Origin of the sequence: Flavobacterium sp. (assembly GCF_035292545.1) — a bacterium.
Classification (GTDB): Bacteria; Bacteroidota; Bacteroidia; order Flavobacteriales; family Flavobacteriaceae; genus Flavobacterium.
Window position 1 is genome coordinate 60,603 of sequence record NZ_DATDPV010000073.1, and the last position, 15,134, is coordinate 75,736.

Below are 15,134 nucleotides of genomic sequence, written 5' to 3' on the forward strand. Positions count from 1 at the left end.
CGTGAATTTTTTATGCTGTTTTACCTGTATTTGTCATTCAAACCAATATTTTCCAGAATCATTGGTATGATTTTTTCAATTCTGGAAATTTTTGTTTCATCTCGTTTGGCACTTTCGACATATTCTAAAAATTCTCTTTGTTTATAAGGAGAGAACAGTAGAAATGCTTCCGCTAAAGTTGGATTGTTGTCCAATTCTTTTTGTAAAAATTCCGAAACCAAGGCTTCTTTTTTTATAGGCTGACTTACTTTTCCTGCGTTTTCATTTTCAATTGCTTCTTTAATGTAGGATAAGATTAATGTTTCGTTCACTTCATCTTTAGAAGTAAAACGCCATTGTCTCAAAGATTTAGTAACACCTTCTTGCGCATTGACCAAAACCTGTTTTTCGTCTTTTAGGAAAACACCGTTAAAGAACCAAATTGTAAAATAATTTTTAAAACCACCAATTCCCAAAACATTTTTTCCATTAACGGTAAAAACAGTTCCGCCCCATTTTGTAGTTTCAATGAGTTCGGTTTTTGCGACAATTGAATTCAGTAATTCGATTTCTTCTGCCCAACTATTTTCTTTATTCCAAGAATTTGTTTTGGTTTGCTCTGGTTTCAATTATTTTTTCTTTTTTGATTTTTCTTTAGCAAAATCAGTGGTGGCAGTCAATTCGGCAATTTTCACGATAACTTCTACTGCCTTTTGCATACTTTCTACAGGAACATATTCGTATTTTCCGTGGAAATTATGCCCACCTGCAAAAATATTAGGACAAGGTAATCCCATGTAGGATAATTGACAACCATCGGTTCCGCCACGAATCGGTTTTATCAATGGTTTGATACCTAAATCTTTCATTGCTTTTTCGGCAATCTCTATAATATGAAAAACAGGCTCAACCTTTTCTTTCATGTTATAGTATTGGTCTTTTATTTCGGCAATACAGATGTCTTCTCCAAATTGCTTTTTGAATTTCTTATTTATTTTTTTGACGATTCCCTGAATGACCTCTTTACGTTTCTTGAATTTTTTGGCATTATGATCACGAATAATCAATTCTAAATCGGTTTTTTCAATACTTCCGGTTAAGTGAGTTACATGAAAAAATCCTTCGTAACCTTTTGTTTCTTGTGGAATTTCGCCTTTTGGCAATTCGTTGATAAATTCATTGGCAATTAACATCGAGTTAATCATTTTTCCTTTGGCATAACCCGGGTGAACGCTTTTTCCTTTGAAAGTAATTTTGACACCAGCCGCATTAAAATTTTCATATTCTAATTCGCCAATTTGGCTTCCGTCCATGGTATAAGCCCAGTCAGCAGCGAATTTCTTTACATCGAATTTATGTGCACCACGACCAATTTCTTCATCAGGCGTAAAACCTACTCTGATTTTTCCATGTTTGATTTCAGGATTTTTTATAAGGAATTCCATTGCCGTAACAATTTCGGTAATTCCGGCTTTATCATCAGCACCAAGTAAAGTTAATCCATTGGTGGTAATCAAAGTCTGGCCTTTGTATTGTAATAAATCTTTGAAATATTTTGGAGATAAAATAATATTATGTTCTGCATTCAGCACAATATCTTCACCATTATAATTCGGGATAATTTGCGGTTTCACATTGGCACCGGTAAAATCCGGAGTAGTGTCAAAATGCGATACAAAACCGATAGTAGGAACTTCATGTTTCACATTACTTGGCAAAGTCGCCATGATATAGGCATTTTCGTCAATAGTAACATCTTCCATTCCGATGGCTTTCAGTTCATCAACCAATTTATTGGCTAAATCCCATTGTTTTGCAGTACTTGGCGTAGTTGTAGAGTTTGGGTCTGATTCCGTGTCAATAGTTACGTAGCTGATGAAACGGTCAATAATATGTTGCATAAATGTGTATTTTTTAATGAAACACAAATATACAGTTTATTTAGGAATACATAAAAAACCAAAACCAAAACTGAAGGCTTTGGTTTTGGGAAAATATACTATTTTAGTTAGCACGAAAAGAATATGATATTACTGTTTATAAAATTCCTTCACCTTAGCCACTATTTGATTTACGGTCATCTTGTCCGATGTTTCAACCGCCTTTAGTTTGCCGGCATCAATCAATTTTCCATCGAGTATTTTTTGTTCCAGTTTTGTTTTTGTTCCGGCTGGACCAAAGACATAGAGTTCATCAGATCCATGAACATAAGACAGGACTGATTTTAGAAAATAATCAAGCTGTTGCTTTTTTCGTTCGTCAAATTTAGTTTCGCTGCTTCCATGATTATTACCATTAAAGACTCCTTTATTGCCTTCCTTGTTATGATAAACGCTATTTTCAACATCAGAATCTATTTCGGTAATTTTTTCTTCTTTTTTGCCATCGAGAGAAATGATTATTGCCTTTGAGGTGTCTATCCAAATACCAGTTTGTCTTTTCGTTTCCATGTTTTTTGTGTTAAGATGAATTATTTTGAAAAAGTTTAGTTTGAGATTTAATAGTATTGATTTAAATTATAATTACGACAAAATGCTATCCAATTGATTAATTAAAATTTGTTCTGATTTATTTTTCCCAAAAACAGAGTCTGCAATAGCTCTTGCTGTTTTCAGAATTAATTTATTGATTTTTTTTGTAAACAGGCTTTCATGTTCTTTTCGGAAATTTTTAAAATCTGGAAGAACCTGTTCTATATCCCAATCATTTTCTACAAGCCAATCAAAAACAATTTCGATTTGGTAGGCGGAATCGGTTCCAAATTCATCAATACTATTTTCAAAAGGAAGCCATTCTTTTTTTAGTATTTGTTTTAATTGAGAAATTTCTTCATCCCGAACCCTTTTATCAATTGCAGCAATGCTATAAAATAGTTTACCTAATTGTTGGTAGAAATGTGTCATTGTTTTATCAGATGCCTTCATTTTTAAATTCTTTTGACGAAGAAAATTTACAATACATAAATTTACAAAAAAAGAATGAAAGCCATAGGATAATCTTCTGTTTTTTGTTAAAGAAGTTAAGATTTTTATGATTATAAAATACTGGTTATCAGATTTAAATAAATGTAATAGATGTCTAAATTTCTTTTTAAGGATATTGAAGTTCATCGAAATATCGAACTGTTTTTGGCTCTGCTACTGATTTAAAAAATTACATTTTTGACCCTAAAAACTCCATCTGCCTCTAATGTAAATCTCCGTTATTAAATTTTTATAGGAGTTGTTTTGATTCGCAAAAAATGACTGCGCTGTGAAATCCAAATCGAAATTGGTAGCTACATTCCATGCATAAACAGGAACTATAATCACCGTATTTTTTTCGGGGGAATAAATAAACGAAAAGTTGAAAGACGCAATAGGGGAAATCGTCTTCATAATTGAGGTATATAAATTATATCGAAACGGAAACAAAGATTTCGCTGATAAATTAGTATTATAAAAACTTCCGTTGGCGGCAAAAACATTTGTTGGATTGCTATTGTATAAACCGGCAAGCGAAATATACCAGTCATTTTTAAAAGTTTGATCCGCCATGATGGAGAAGCTGAAGGTTTCGGATGCATCCAAAGTATTTCTTTTTGGAATAAAATAACTCAATTCCCCTTTAAAACCGGCTTCTTTGATATTTCCAGCCCAACCGCCACCAACGACATAATCAGTTTGATATATCCCGCCTAAAAACTGAAAATCATATTTCCATTTGTTGAATTTATATAAAAAAGCAGTGGTGTGTTCGTCTTTATTTTTTCCGGGTCTATAAGCGAATTCTAAAACCGAATTGTTCTTCAAATTGCGCTGGATTCGTACCGCATCATTGCCAGGCCGTTCTTCATAGTCAAAATCCAGAAAGTTATACGCGTTGAAAATATCATTGGGATTCCAAATGTTATTTATTCCCCAATTGATGCGCTGTCTCCCTATTTTGATATCCCATTTTTCGTCCCCGTATTGAATCAGTATCCTATCGATTACGGAATGGGCGACGAATGATTTTTTATCTATCCATAAATGGGAAAGATTCAATAAACCATTGTATTGGTTAATGGTTTTACCAAAATCAGGAGTAAGTTTGATTTGTTCCCCATAAAAAATACGATTCCGAATTTCCAGTCTTCCGCTTATTTTTGAGGAAATATTAAATTTAAAATTTAACCGGTTATGAATCAGATTTACCGAAGCATTCGAATCAATTTTTTGGATAAAATAAGTGTTTTGTATGTCTTTGATATAGCCGTTCAGTTCTATCCAAGGTGTTTTTGTACTATCTGTTTGTGCAACAATTGAACTGCAAAATAAGTATAAGGTTATGGCAAATATGTAGTTGCAAAATTTCACAGCAGCTTATTTTATTTCTGTTTGTTCGTGAACAATGGTAGTTGGTGCCGTATCGGCAACAATTTTTCCGTCTTCCAGCGTGATGACTCTTTGGGCTCTGTTGATGACTCTTTGATCGTGGGTTGAAAAAACAAAAGTCATATTCTCTTCCTGATTGAGTTTTAGCATCATATCCAATAAATTTTCCGCTGAAACCGAATCGAGATTTGCTGTGGGTTCATCTGCCAAAATAAATTGCGGTTTTGGTGCCAATGCTCTCGCTACGGCCACGCGCTGTTGTTGTCCGCCGGATAATTCTCGAGGACGTTTGTTGATTTTGTCTTCTAATCCTATTTGTTTCAGTAATTCCAAAACGCGTTCCTCGGTTTCTTTTTTGGGACGCTTTTGCAAAAGCATAATAAATTCTATGTTTTCTTTGGCGGTAAGTACCGGAATCAAATTATAGGATTGGAATACAAACCCGATATTATTCAATCGAAAATCAATTAATTCATTGCCTTTCAATTCTGTAATATTGGTTCCGTTGATTTCAACAAAACCTTCAGAAGGAATATCCAAACCGCCAATCATGTTCAGCAAAGTAGTTTTTCCGGACCCTGAAGGTCCTTTAATAGCCGTAAATTCACCACGTGAAATATGAAGATGGACTTTGTTCAACGCATAAACCGGAATGGTTTTCTCATCGTATATTTTCGATAAATTGTGCGCATCTATTACTGTTTCTTTCATGGTGATTATTTTTTTAAGGATTCTGCAGGATTTAATCGTAACGCTCTTCTTGCTGGAAATAAAGCTGAAACAAAGGCCGTAATCAACACCAAAATAATCATAATGAAGAACTGCCTGGCTGATAAACTCGGATAAAATACCGAACTGTAGCCAAAACTGGAATACGCATCGGAGTATTGGCTAAAGTCTATTCCGGTTCGCTGGGTAATTCCGATAGTTATAAGTGCAAGCAATATCCCGAAAGGACAACCTGCTATTATCAGGAAAAAAGTTTCCAGTACAATCATCATAAATATTTTGAACTTGTTCATGCCCAAAGCCATTAGCATACCAAGTTCCCTTGTTCTTTCTAAGACAGCCATCATCATAGTATTGACAATCCCGAAGCCAAGCGCCAAAAGGATAATTCCCATGAAAATGAACATCATCTTATCGCCTACGGAAACAGTATAGCCCAGTTCGGGAGCAATTTCTTTCCAGTTTTGTATTTCTAATTTGGGGAATTCCAGCTTAAGACTGTTTTGGCTTTCTTCCAGCGTTTTGCTGGATTTTAGTAAAACTGCGATTTCGTTAATTTCTTTAGGAATACCACTCAATGAATCAATATCGTTGATTTTTACAAAAACATTGCTGTCGTCATAAGGTGAGTTTACTGTTTTATAAATGGCCGTAATCCGAAAAGCGCCAGATGCCAGATTGCCTTCCGAATCCTGAAATGTGAGTATGGCCTTTTTATTATGGTTTAGTTTCAGTTTTTTGCGAAGCCTTTCGCTTAGTATAATTTCGTTTGATTTATTGGGATTAAAATAATTTCCTTTTATTATTTTTTTAGAAAGATTGGTCAGATTTTGTTCCTCAACAGGCATTACGCCGTTTATAGTGATGCCACTGCTTCCGGACGCTGAAGCAATCATTCCTTTTATAATGACGCGACCTGCAATGGCCTTTGTTTTGCTGTCTTCACCAATTTTTTGAAGTATTTTTCTGCCTTGCGGCAAATAGTATTTTATTTCGTAATCCTTTCTGAATTCCGGATGATGTAACTGAAGATGTGACAATTCGCTTGAAATGGCGGTATTAATGCGTTGCTCGATTACACCATTATAAAATGCCGTCATAAAAATGCCGGCCCATAAACCAAAGCTTACAGCTGCAATGATGATGAGGCTTCTTTTTTTGCTCCTCCAAATGTTTCTGCTGGCGATTTTTGTCAACATGATGTTTTATTTTTTCATGGCTTTTACCGGATTCAAGACTTTCACATGCCAAAGCGGGTACAAGCCTATAATTAACGCCATTGCCAAGACAATCAGCGATTGGTTTATAAATATGTTTGGGTCGAAATTAGTAGGGAATAGCGGTTCAAAACCAAATTGCTCATAGGCTTTGGCTGTTTCGCCTCCAAATCGGATGGGCCTTTCCTTTAAGTAAATTACCAGAGGCATACTGAGAAAAATTCCCAAAAGCACACCGAAAAAGGTAATCAGTAAAATTTCTCCTATTAAAACCAGTTCCAGTTTTGATTTTTTCATTCCGATGGCGATAAGCATTCCGAATTCGTATTTGCGCTCGGCAGTCATCATCAAAACGGTTCCAAATAGTCCAAATCCTATTATGAGATAAAGTATTCCTGAAAATATGTAAAAACTGATGGCATCTGCTTTGATGTGATTGGAGATTTCCGGTATTAACTCCTCCCAAGACATGACTTCGTATTGTTGTCCAATACTTGCTTTTAGATTTTGCGTAATGGCATCAGTATTGTCAGGATTGTCAATTCCCAATGAGATCGATGTAAGTCTGTTCTCGGCACTCAAAAAATATTGGGTTACAGCCAATGGCAAATACACAAAAGCGTCGTTCATTGCTGGCGAAGCTAAATGTACGATTCCTTTTATTTTATATTTTCCGGCTGCCATAACGCCATGAAAGCCTTGTCCAAAAAGCACAATAGTATCATTGACGGTTACATCCAATCTTTTAGCCAAACCTTCGGCAAGGAGGACCGCTTCTTCGTTGTTTTCGAAATAGCTTCCGCTGATTATTTTATTTTTTAATTGGGTTAAATTATTTTCTTTCACCGCATCGGTACCTACAAGCATACATCCTTTAGTGGTATTTCCTTTGGAAGCCAAAACAAAAGTTTCCAATCGGGGAACGATTTCCTGTATTTGAGGATTTTGTTGCAATTGAGTTGTTAATGAATTTTTTAAAGCAAAACTGTTATCTAACACCTGTTCATCCCAATACCCGTTTTGGTGAATTTGGATGTAACCGGAATAATAACCTACCACATTTTTAATTAAATTATTGAAAACCCCATCTTGGAACGATTTCATCAAAACCGCAAATAAGACCGCAAAAGCTATCGAAGCCACCGTGATTAAAGTGCGTCGGCTGTTGCGCCAAAGATTTCTCCAAATTAATTTCAGAATCATTTTACTTTGGTTATGTTTTGGGTGGTAAAGAAAGAATCTTCCAAAGGCGTGTCAAAAACCAGGGAATTATAAAGCAACACGGTTTTGTTTCCTTTTTTGTTCGCCGGGACCATTTCCATTTTTGCGGGTAATAAGCGACCGCCTAACATTTTTATGTCGGTACAATGCATCGTGTTTATCAGCGCACCATCTTCATCATAATATTCGACATGTAGCATCATGAAATCTTTTTTATCAATGGCCATGACGACTTTTCCCCAAACTACTGCCGATTCGGGTTTGGGCAGCAATTGAATTTTATAGCAATCTCTTCCATCAATTACTACTTCTGTCAAACAGGAATGATTGTAATCTTCCAGAATGGAGGCTTCTTTTACCAAATCATCATTGGTGAAATCCGTTCCCATCCAACTTTGGTTCATCATTGAAGGAGGCATTTTGATGTTTCTTTCTATCGAGGGAATCCAGTTCCAGACTTCTTTTTTGCGTTTCAAAAATACCACGCCTTTTTCTTTGGCTGGAGCCAAAACTAAAATCAAAGTCAAATCATTGCCTTTCGTCCAACCTTTTACTTTCATCTCACGAGTCCAGCTGGGTCTTATGGTTTGAATGGTGATATTGGCAATTGAGGTTTTTCCTTTGGCTTTTTCATCTGCTTTTTTCACGATGTCTTTTGCCTCCTGAGCGAAAGCAGAAAAGGTAAATGCTAAATAATAAAATAATAGAAAGAAGATCTTTTTCATGCTATCGAATTTAGATTTAACATTTTACGGAAAATCAGTGTTGAATAGTTCTTTCTTCCGCATTCTATAATAACAAATAAGTTTCAGGTTTTATTCGTCATTTTGAGATTTTATTCGTTTAATTCTAAAAAGTGTTTCTTTTTGTTTGTATTTGCCCGAAGTGTTATTGGAATCTGAAATATTTTCTGCTCGCTTGGGAATGATTTTTCAATGGCCAATCTTGCCATGAGATAGCTGATAGTTGACTCGGCACCCTGATTAAGATTGACATAATTTTCTTCCAGTCCATCATAGCATCCGCCAGTACAGGGATTGTAAATAATTTGATTTAAATGATTGTTTCCTAAAAACCAATTAAATGACATTTCCATTTTGTACAGGTATCCCTCATCTTCAAAGACATCATGAAATTTGCTCAAAGCAATTATGGTATAGGCAACATCAATCGGCTGTTCACCCCCAATCGGATAGTTATTGGATGCTGCCTGGATTGAATTGGTTCCTTTGTGTAGCCAGGTTTTATTAGAAATTACTTTGATGCCATTTTCTCTAAAGGTCTGGGATAAAAGAAAATCAAAAGAGGATTTTGCAATTTCTTTATAAATTAATTCCCCGGTGGCTAACCAGGCGCACAACATGGCTTCGGATAAAATGCTGTTTGCGTAAGTGAGATAGCTTTCGAACCAATGCCATTCTTCGTCAGCCTCATGTCTGTACATTTGGACTAATCTGTTAGCTAGTTCTTTGATTAACAAAAGATCTTTGGATGATTTATTTTTTGTGTTGCGATAATACAGTCCTTTTATAACAAATGCCATGGCACGCGTTGAATGAATTTTATTTACATTTGATAAAACGCTTTGCAATGTTGACTCTGCAGCTTCTGTTAACTCTTCGGATAATAAATCACTCATTGAAATCAAATAACCTAATGCCCAAATGGCTCTTCCATTCGCATCAGCAAGGTTGGTTGAATTATTTTGTTTTGTAAATTTTCTGTCTTCATTTACATAATTTAAAAAATACCCTTCGGATTGCAGACAATGCTTAATGAAATTGAAGTAAATATGAATATACTTTAAATCGTCTTGGTCTTTTGTCAATTCAAAATGCTGGCACATCGCGATCATTGCCCGCGCATTATCATCTAATGTATAACCGGAATCAATATCAGGCTGATTTATTTTAGAAAATTGAATCATTCCGAAAGATGTTGTGAGTTTTTTTATATGATCAAGGTTAATGGGAGGGATGGTATAGAGCAATGAAATCTGATTGTTTCCTAATTTTTCAAATAACATGGCGTGAGCAATGGCGGCATTTTCCCAAGCAGTGGATGCCATTCGGTGCAATCCGTTTGAGCTGAAATTTTTTCTGAGCTGTTCATCATTTAATAAGTTGATTACTGCTTCCTCTAATTGTTGTGAATTTCCAAAACCAATGGTAATTCCAGCATCATTTCGTAATACTTCGCTTGCATGGGGAATAGGAGTACAGATAATAGGACAACCACAGCTGATAGCATAAGAAAATGTTCCGCTTACGGTTTGATTAGGGTCTTTTGAGGTGAATAAATAAATATCGGTAAGCTGTAAATATTCCAATAAGTCGGGTAGCGCTAAATAAATATTCATAAATCTCACGTATTGTTCCAGTTGTAATTCTGCAACTTTTGCTTTAAGCATTTCTCGGTAAATCTCCCCTTCCTGCCTTTTGACTGTCGGGTGTGTTTTGCCGATAATGAGAAAAAGTACATCAGGATTTTTTTTTATGATAGCTGGCATCGCTTCCAATGTGGTTTCTATACTTTTTCCCGAACTTAATAATCCAAATGTAGAGAGAATTTTTTTTCCGGATAATCCATGTTTGTTTTTTAAGATTTCCTTGTCAGAATGCGTTACCAGATGGGTTCCATGTGAAATAACCGTAATTTTTTCCGGTGTTACGCCATAGTCATTTATTAATAGCTGAGCAGAAGAATTGGTCATTACAATAATGGATTCAGAAGCCTCATTTATTTCTTGCACCTGTAATTTTAAAGATTCACTCGGGTTTGGTAATACCGTATGAAAAACTATAACAACGGGTTTAGTTAGCAGATTTAAAAACAGGTTGAAGTAATCTTCATTTTTTTTAAATAATCCAAATTCATGCTGAATCATTACTATCTCAATACTGGTATTGTCATTAATGGTTTTTGCCAATTTGCTAAATGCATTCGGAGAATCAGTATTAAGGATATATTTGATTTCATCCGAGTAATTATGCTTTTCGTTTTCCGTTTCCAAAGGGCAGATTTGAATTCTGAATGAGTGGTTGAATTTGTTATTCAAAGCCATTATCAAATCCTGCGAGTATGTTGCAATGCCACATTCACGGGGAGGGTAGGACGTAATGAATAGAATTTCAGGAAGCATATTGTCAGTTTCCGGAATTTGCATTTCATCCAACTCAAGCGGATAGCCTTTTCTTTGTTCGAATACTGACAAGTTATTAATATGGTTTACCTTAATTTTATTTCTCATCTTTTTTAGTATTTAGCATTAATTCTTTTAGCAATTCAGACAGGCTTACAGACGCACAGGCAATGTGTTTATCTGCGGCGCCATAATAAATATATAAGGTATCGTCAAACAGGGCTGTACCGGTTGGAAACACCACATTGTCTACCACACCATGTATTTCCCATTCATATTCCGGTTGAAATAAAGCATAAGGCAGCCGGGCAATTTCTTTCTGTGGATTATCCAGATCAAGTAACGCTGCACAAGCGGAATAGACATATCCATTTATTGTGTCATGAACGCCATGATAAATCAGTAACCAGCCATGTTCTGTCTCAATCGGCGGACAGCCACCTCCTATATAACTGGCTTCATGGCCATCATGTATGGGATCTAATACAATATATTCATGCAGATTCAGATAATATTCTACCCAGAATTCTTTTGTGAGTTCTTTTAAATCATTTATACTAACAATTTGAATTCCAGGGCGTATCCGATGCAAAAAAAATAATTTGTCATTGATTCTTCGTGGGAAGAAAATGACATTTTTATCCCATAAGAAAATTTTTTCCTCTGGTTTGAAATGTCGTGCATGACGGAAATATTTTGGATTTACCTCTCCGGAAAATTTCGCAAGGCGTTCGAATTCATCAGAAACGACCTTTGCCACAATTATTCCTTTTCTTTCAAAATTTTTTAAATCTGTAGATGTGGCTAAGGTTCCTAGCGCATTTACGCCATCATATGATGTGTAGGTCATATAATAAAGGTCATCAATCTTTACGATACGGGGATCCTCAACCCCTTGGGATTCATAGTCGAATTGTGGAACCAGAACAGGTGTTGTGTATCGCTCCCTGATAGTTAACGGACCATCTAATTGGCAATACCCGATGGTAGAGTAATTGCCTTTTCGTACTGCCCTGTAGAAAACATGAACACTATTGCCTTCCCTTATTACCGCAGGATTTAAGACACCTTCATTTTCAAAACTGTGCGATGTTTTATTTAGCAGGATACCTTCTTTTTTTACCGTTATCATAATTAATTGTTTAAAAGCTTCTTTTAAAAAAATCAATAAAATATCAAATACGTTGGGTAATTGAATTAATTTCAGGGAAGCAAAAGGTTAAATATTTACTACGGAGAAAGTGGAACTTCATCTATAGAAAGCATTTTTATCATTTGCAAATTATCATTAGTGTTACGTTTTTATATTTTTAATTTACTTGAAAAAGAAAAGGCAGAAGTTTGCCTCTCGCTTTTTTAGAAATTGAATAAATACATAACATTACTGTAATACAGTTTGTAGGTTTTTTTGGGAGGTAATTTTTATCGAAATATAACTATTCTTTTGGTGCCTAAACGTTATAGACGATATTGAAATCTTTAATGATAATGCCACTCACTTCCGAAAAAGTGTTAGCGAAGTAGGTGTTGTTAATAGAGCCTAATTTATAACTGATGTAATCAGAATAATTCATTTTAGGAATTCATTATTAATAATGAATAATTACGGTAATCACATTTTATTTTTTCAATTAGCATGGCCTTCAGTTGCCTTTGGATTCATGCCTGAATTTCAATAAAGTGATTTTCATTTGTTCGCGCCTTACTTGTGTTGTTTTTTAAGAATTCCAACTACACCAAGGTCAACAACTATATATTTAGTTCTTCTTTAGCATCATTTTATATCAAAACTGATAATGTCTGAGGAAGAATGGTAATATAATTTGATTATCATGTAAAGTCATTTTGGTTATTATGAAAATAAAAAAAAAACCAAGTTCTTTCCGTTAGTTATCGGAATAGAAAAAACACTCAACACAGATATTCAAATTTACGTAAATACTTTAAATTATCAAATTTTATTTGCATAACTTATTAAATGTGAATTCATTATACGTAGGTTGAAGCAAAGTGAATTCGAGACGATTTTCGAGCAGCGCTATTAAAGAACTATCAATTTTTTGTTTTTATTTTAAACTGAAAAAAGTTCTCCTGTTTTTTAAAAAAAAAAATCCCGACAGCTTAAAGCAATCGGGATAGTTATTAAAAGGTCCACTTATTTCTAAGATTTCAGAAAAGATTTGTTTTTACAATCTTCTTCCTTGGATAAGTCTTAAAATTATGGCAATTACTGCAATAACAAGCAGTATGTGAATAAGTCCGCCTGCGCTGTATGCAAAGAATCCGATTGCCCAAAAAATGACTAGAATTACTGCGATTGTGTAAAGAAGATTGCTCATGATAATTGTTTTTAAAGGGTTTAATTGTTTTTTAAGGGTTTAATTTTTGAATATAATTAAAGCTTTAATTGCAAATTTGTTGTTATTTACAAGCTATAAACTTCAATTTTATAATATTTCATTTTGTTTGAACATTCTTCATAAACGAAATAATATACTACAAATATCAAAATAATTGCAATTAGAAATGTTACAAAACTTTAATAAAAGGTTACATTATTCACACATTTTTAAAGAACAATATCAAATTTATTGAAATAAGGAATCATTAAAAAAGTGACTAACTTATCTGCACAAAAAATACTTCATCATCATTCAGCTATTGTAAAAATATGAAAATATTTTGTAATTTTTTGAAATTAATATTAAATATTTTGTTTTTTTGAATATTATTAATCATATTTTATGAAATTAGACGTAAAAAAAAAGGGACTGTCTTTGCAAACAGTCCCTTTTACTTTTTAAATTATTTACTATTTTGAAATCAGTTTACCAGATTGAATAGTTTTGTTTTCACTGGTCACTTTGTATAAATAAATACCTGAAGAAAGAGTACTTGTCTCAAGTGTAGTTATTTCTTTTGTGATTGTTGTTTTCATTATTTCTCTACCAAAGACATCATAGATACTCAATTCAGCATTATTTATCTGTGAAGCATCATTTATCATAATGTTTATAGAAGTAGTGAATGGATTTGGATAAATTGAAATTTTATTTTCATTATATGAAGCTGTACCCAAAGCGGCGCATCCTGCAGTAGGCATGATGGCTGTAGCTGTCATTGCAAAAGTATTTAAAGCTCCTGCAGTTGATAAGGCTCTTCCGGCAAGTGTAACTCCAGTTTTTAAGTCGATTGCACCATTATTGGCAACAATCGTTCCTTTGAATTCTGAATAGTCATTGATGTTTACTGCACCTTCTACTTTCCAAAATACATTTTTTGCCTGAGTTCCGTTAATCAACAGGACTTTTGCATACGTACTTGTTGTTAAAGCGCCATTGATCTTGATAATAAAAACGGCATTCGCATTATTTCTTCCGTCAAGATAAAGTGAATCGGTAAATACTGTAGCAGCATTCAATAAATAAGTATGTGGTGTAAGAACCAAATTTCTTCCGAACTGTGCAGGATAAAGCAATTCAATATCATGAGGCACCGTATTCAGATAAGAATAAACATTAAGCAAAGAAGCTGCAGCTTGTCCAGTAGAAACATCAGGAATCGGATGAATATTACCATTTACTAGTAATGGATCGTATCCGGTAGTTAAACCTACATTCGTTCCAATATCGCCAGTAGCATAAGTTATTCCAGCGTTTGTAACCGGTCCGTTTGCAGAAAATAAAGCATAGCACTCAGTAGCAGCAAGTACGGGAGCTGCTGGTCCTGTAAGCATTGGACTGCCTAAAACAACAGGTATATAGCCAAGCACTCCGTCAACGGTGATAGCACCAGCTGTAGAAAGCGCTCTTCCTTCTAACGAATCTCCATTATTCATATTAATTGCAGCGTTGTTTGCAATAATAGTTCCTTTCATGGTACATCCTGAAGCCATGCTTACCAAGCCCTCCACTTTCCAAAACACATTAGATGCTCTGGCTCCGTTTATTAATTTAACTTCTGAATTGGCTCCTGCAGAAAATGCTCCTTGTATCTGTATAATAAATACAGCATTGGAGTTCCCTCCTGCATTTAGAGTAAGGTCTAAATTTAGTGTCGTAGGAGCTGATATTGCGTGAACTCCTGGTGTAAGAATTTGTCCGTTTCCAAGCAAAGGAGCTGGAAAGAACGTAGGAATGGCACTGTTCAGTTGATTGTAAGCAATCAGCAAATCTGCGGCACATTGTGCGGTTGCGCCATTACTGTTTTGCATTATACCATTTACATTTCCGAAACCTGTGATTGAGCCGCTATTCGTACCCACATCACCCGTAAGGTGTGTAATTCCTGTGTTGCTTACCGCACCACTAGTTGTAAAAAGTACAAAATTGGCGGCAGTACCGAGGGTAGGAGCCTGTCCGAAATTTACATTTGGCACTAAAAGTAGAATAACAGCTGTTATTGTTTTAAGTAGATTTGTTTTCATTAATTTTTTTATTTGTATTCGTTACGGAAATATACTACAAAGGTGAGGCGCTATACCTAATAAAG

General features: G+C 34.8%; 14 protein-coding genes. All 14 read right to left on the bottom strand.

The genetic code is table 11. From position 1 onward, the window contains the following. Nucleotides 1-20 precede the first annotated feature (20 nt). On the bottom strand, nt 21-608 hold the full coding sequence (locus VI621_RS12380) for a YdeI/OmpD-associated family protein (protein ID WP_324218709.1): 588 nt from the start codon (nt 606-608) through the stop codon (nt 21-23). Next, nucleotides 609-1,880, bottom strand: a complete 1,272-nt coding sequence (gene pepT, locus VI621_RS12385) for a peptidase T (RefSeq protein WP_324218710.1) — start codon at nt 1,878-1,880, stop codon at nt 609-611. 129 nt (nt 1,881-2,009) lie between these two features. After that, entirely contained in the window at nt 2,010-2,429 is a 420-nt protein-coding gene (locus tag VI621_RS12390; RefSeq protein ID WP_324218711.1) for a hypothetical protein, read from the bottom strand. A gap of 72 nt (nt 2,430-2,501) precedes the next feature. Beyond that, the gene (locus tag VI621_RS12395; RefSeq protein ID WP_324218712.1) at nt 2,502-2,903 is read right to left on the bottom strand and encodes a hypothetical protein; all 402 of its coding nucleotides are present in this window, start codon (nt 2,901-2,903) and stop codon (nt 2,502-2,504) included. A gap of 243 nt (nt 2,904-3,146) precedes the next feature. Continuing rightward, the gene (locus VI621_RS12400; RefSeq protein WP_324218713.1) at nt 3,147-4,316 is read right to left on the bottom strand and encodes a hypothetical protein; all 1,170 of its coding nucleotides are present in this window, start codon (nt 4,314-4,316) and stop codon (nt 3,147-3,149) included. A 6-nt stretch (nt 4,317-4,322) separates the two neighbouring features. Then, on the bottom strand, nt 4,323-5,045 hold the full coding sequence (locus VI621_RS12405; protein WP_324218714.1) for an ABC transporter ATP-binding protein: 723 nt from the start codon (nt 5,043-5,045) through the stop codon (nt 4,323-4,325). Between the two features lie 5 nt (nt 5,046-5,050). After that, nucleotides 5,051-6,262, bottom strand: coding sequence for an ABC transporter permease (locus tag VI621_RS12410; RefSeq protein WP_324218715.1), 1,212 nt, complete (start codon nt 6,260-6,262; stop codon nt 5,051-5,053). 6 nt (nt 6,263-6,268) lie between these two features. Further along, complete coding sequence (locus VI621_RS12415) at nt 6,269-7,483, bottom strand: ABC transporter permease (RefSeq protein ID WP_324218716.1); 1,215 nt, start codon at nt 7,481-7,483, stop codon at nt 6,269-6,271. Then, on the bottom strand, nt 7,480-8,226 hold the full coding sequence (locus VI621_RS12420) for an outer membrane lipoprotein-sorting protein (RefSeq protein WP_324218717.1): 747 nt from the start codon (nt 8,224-8,226) through the stop codon (nt 7,480-7,482). The genes VI621_RS12415 and VI621_RS12420 overlap by 4 nt, the downstream gene beginning before the upstream one ends. Nucleotides 8,227-8,336: 110 nt before the next feature. Continuing rightward, nucleotides 8,337-10,751 (bottom strand): glycosyltransferase, encoded by a 2,415-nt coding sequence (locus VI621_RS12425; protein ID WP_324218718.1) that lies wholly within the window; start codon nt 10,749-10,751, stop codon nt 8,337-8,339. Next, nucleotides 10,741-11,775, bottom strand: coding sequence for a pesticidal protein Cry7Aa (locus VI621_RS12430; RefSeq protein WP_324218719.1), 1,035 nt, complete (start codon nt 11,773-11,775; stop codon nt 10,741-10,743). Before VI621_RS12430 ends, VI621_RS12425 begins: the two co-directional genes overlap by 11 nt. Nucleotides 11,776-12,094: 319 nt before the next feature. Then, nucleotides 12,095-12,217: a hypothetical protein gene (locus tag VI621_RS12435; protein ID WP_324218720.1), complete on the bottom strand. Its 123-nt coding sequence runs from the start codon at nt 12,215-12,217 to the stop codon at nt 12,095-12,097. 612 nt (nt 12,218-12,829) lie between these two features. Beyond that, nucleotides 12,830-12,982: a lmo0937 family membrane protein gene (locus VI621_RS12440; RefSeq protein WP_324218721.1), complete on the bottom strand. Its 153-nt coding sequence runs from the start codon at nt 12,980-12,982 to the stop codon at nt 12,830-12,832. A gap of 473 nt (nt 12,983-13,455) precedes the next feature. Beyond that, entirely contained in the window at nt 13,456-15,069 is a 1,614-nt protein-coding gene (locus VI621_RS12445) for an ice-binding family protein (RefSeq protein ID WP_324218722.1), read from the bottom strand. Between the last annotated feature and the right edge of the window lie 65 nt (nt 15,070-15,134).

Excerpts from the sequence above, each read along its gene's own strand:
- pepT (WP_324218710.1), bottom strand. The coding sequence starts at position 1,880 with ATGCAACATATTATTGACCGTTTCATCAGCTACGTAACTATTGACACG.
- VI621_RS12390 (WP_324218711.1), bottom strand. The coding sequence starts at position 2,429 with ATGGAAACGAAAAGACAAACTGGTATTTGGATAGACACCTCAAAGGCA.
- VI621_RS12395 (WP_324218712.1), bottom strand. The coding sequence starts at position 2,903 with ATGAAGGCATCTGATAAAACAATGACACATTTCTACCAACAATTAGGT.
- VI621_RS12405 (WP_324218714.1), bottom strand. The coding sequence starts at position 5,045 with ATGAAAGAAACAGTAATAGATGCGCACAATTTATCGAAAATATACGAT.
- VI621_RS12410 (WP_324218715.1), bottom strand. The coding sequence starts at position 6,262 with ATGTTGACAAAAATCGCCAGCAGAAACATTTGGAGGAGCAAAAAAAGA.
- VI621_RS12415 (WP_324218716.1), bottom strand. The coding sequence starts at position 7,483 with ATGATTCTGAAATTAATTTGGAGAAATCTTTGGCGCAACAGCCGACGC.
- VI621_RS12420 (WP_324218717.1), bottom strand. The coding sequence starts at position 8,226 with ATGAAAAAGATCTTCTTTCTATTATTTTATTATTTAGCATTTACCTTT.
- VI621_RS12425 (WP_324218718.1), bottom strand. The coding sequence starts at position 10,751 with ATGAGAAATAAAATTAAGGTAAACCATATTAATAACTTGTCAGTATTC.
- VI621_RS12430 (WP_324218719.1), bottom strand. The coding sequence starts at position 11,775 with ATGATAACGGTAAAAAAAGAAGGTATCCTGCTAAATAAAACATCGCAC.
- VI621_RS12435 (WP_324218720.1), bottom strand. The coding sequence starts at position 12,217 with ATGAATTATTCTGATTACATCAGTTATAAATTAGGCTCTATTAACAAC.
- VI621_RS12440 (WP_324218721.1), bottom strand. The coding sequence starts at position 12,982 with ATGAGCAATCTTCTTTACACAATCGCAGTAATTCTAGTCATTTTTTGG.
- VI621_RS12445 (WP_324218722.1), bottom strand. The coding sequence starts at position 15,069 with ATGAAAACAAATCTACTTAAAACAATAACAGCTGTTATTCTACTTTTA.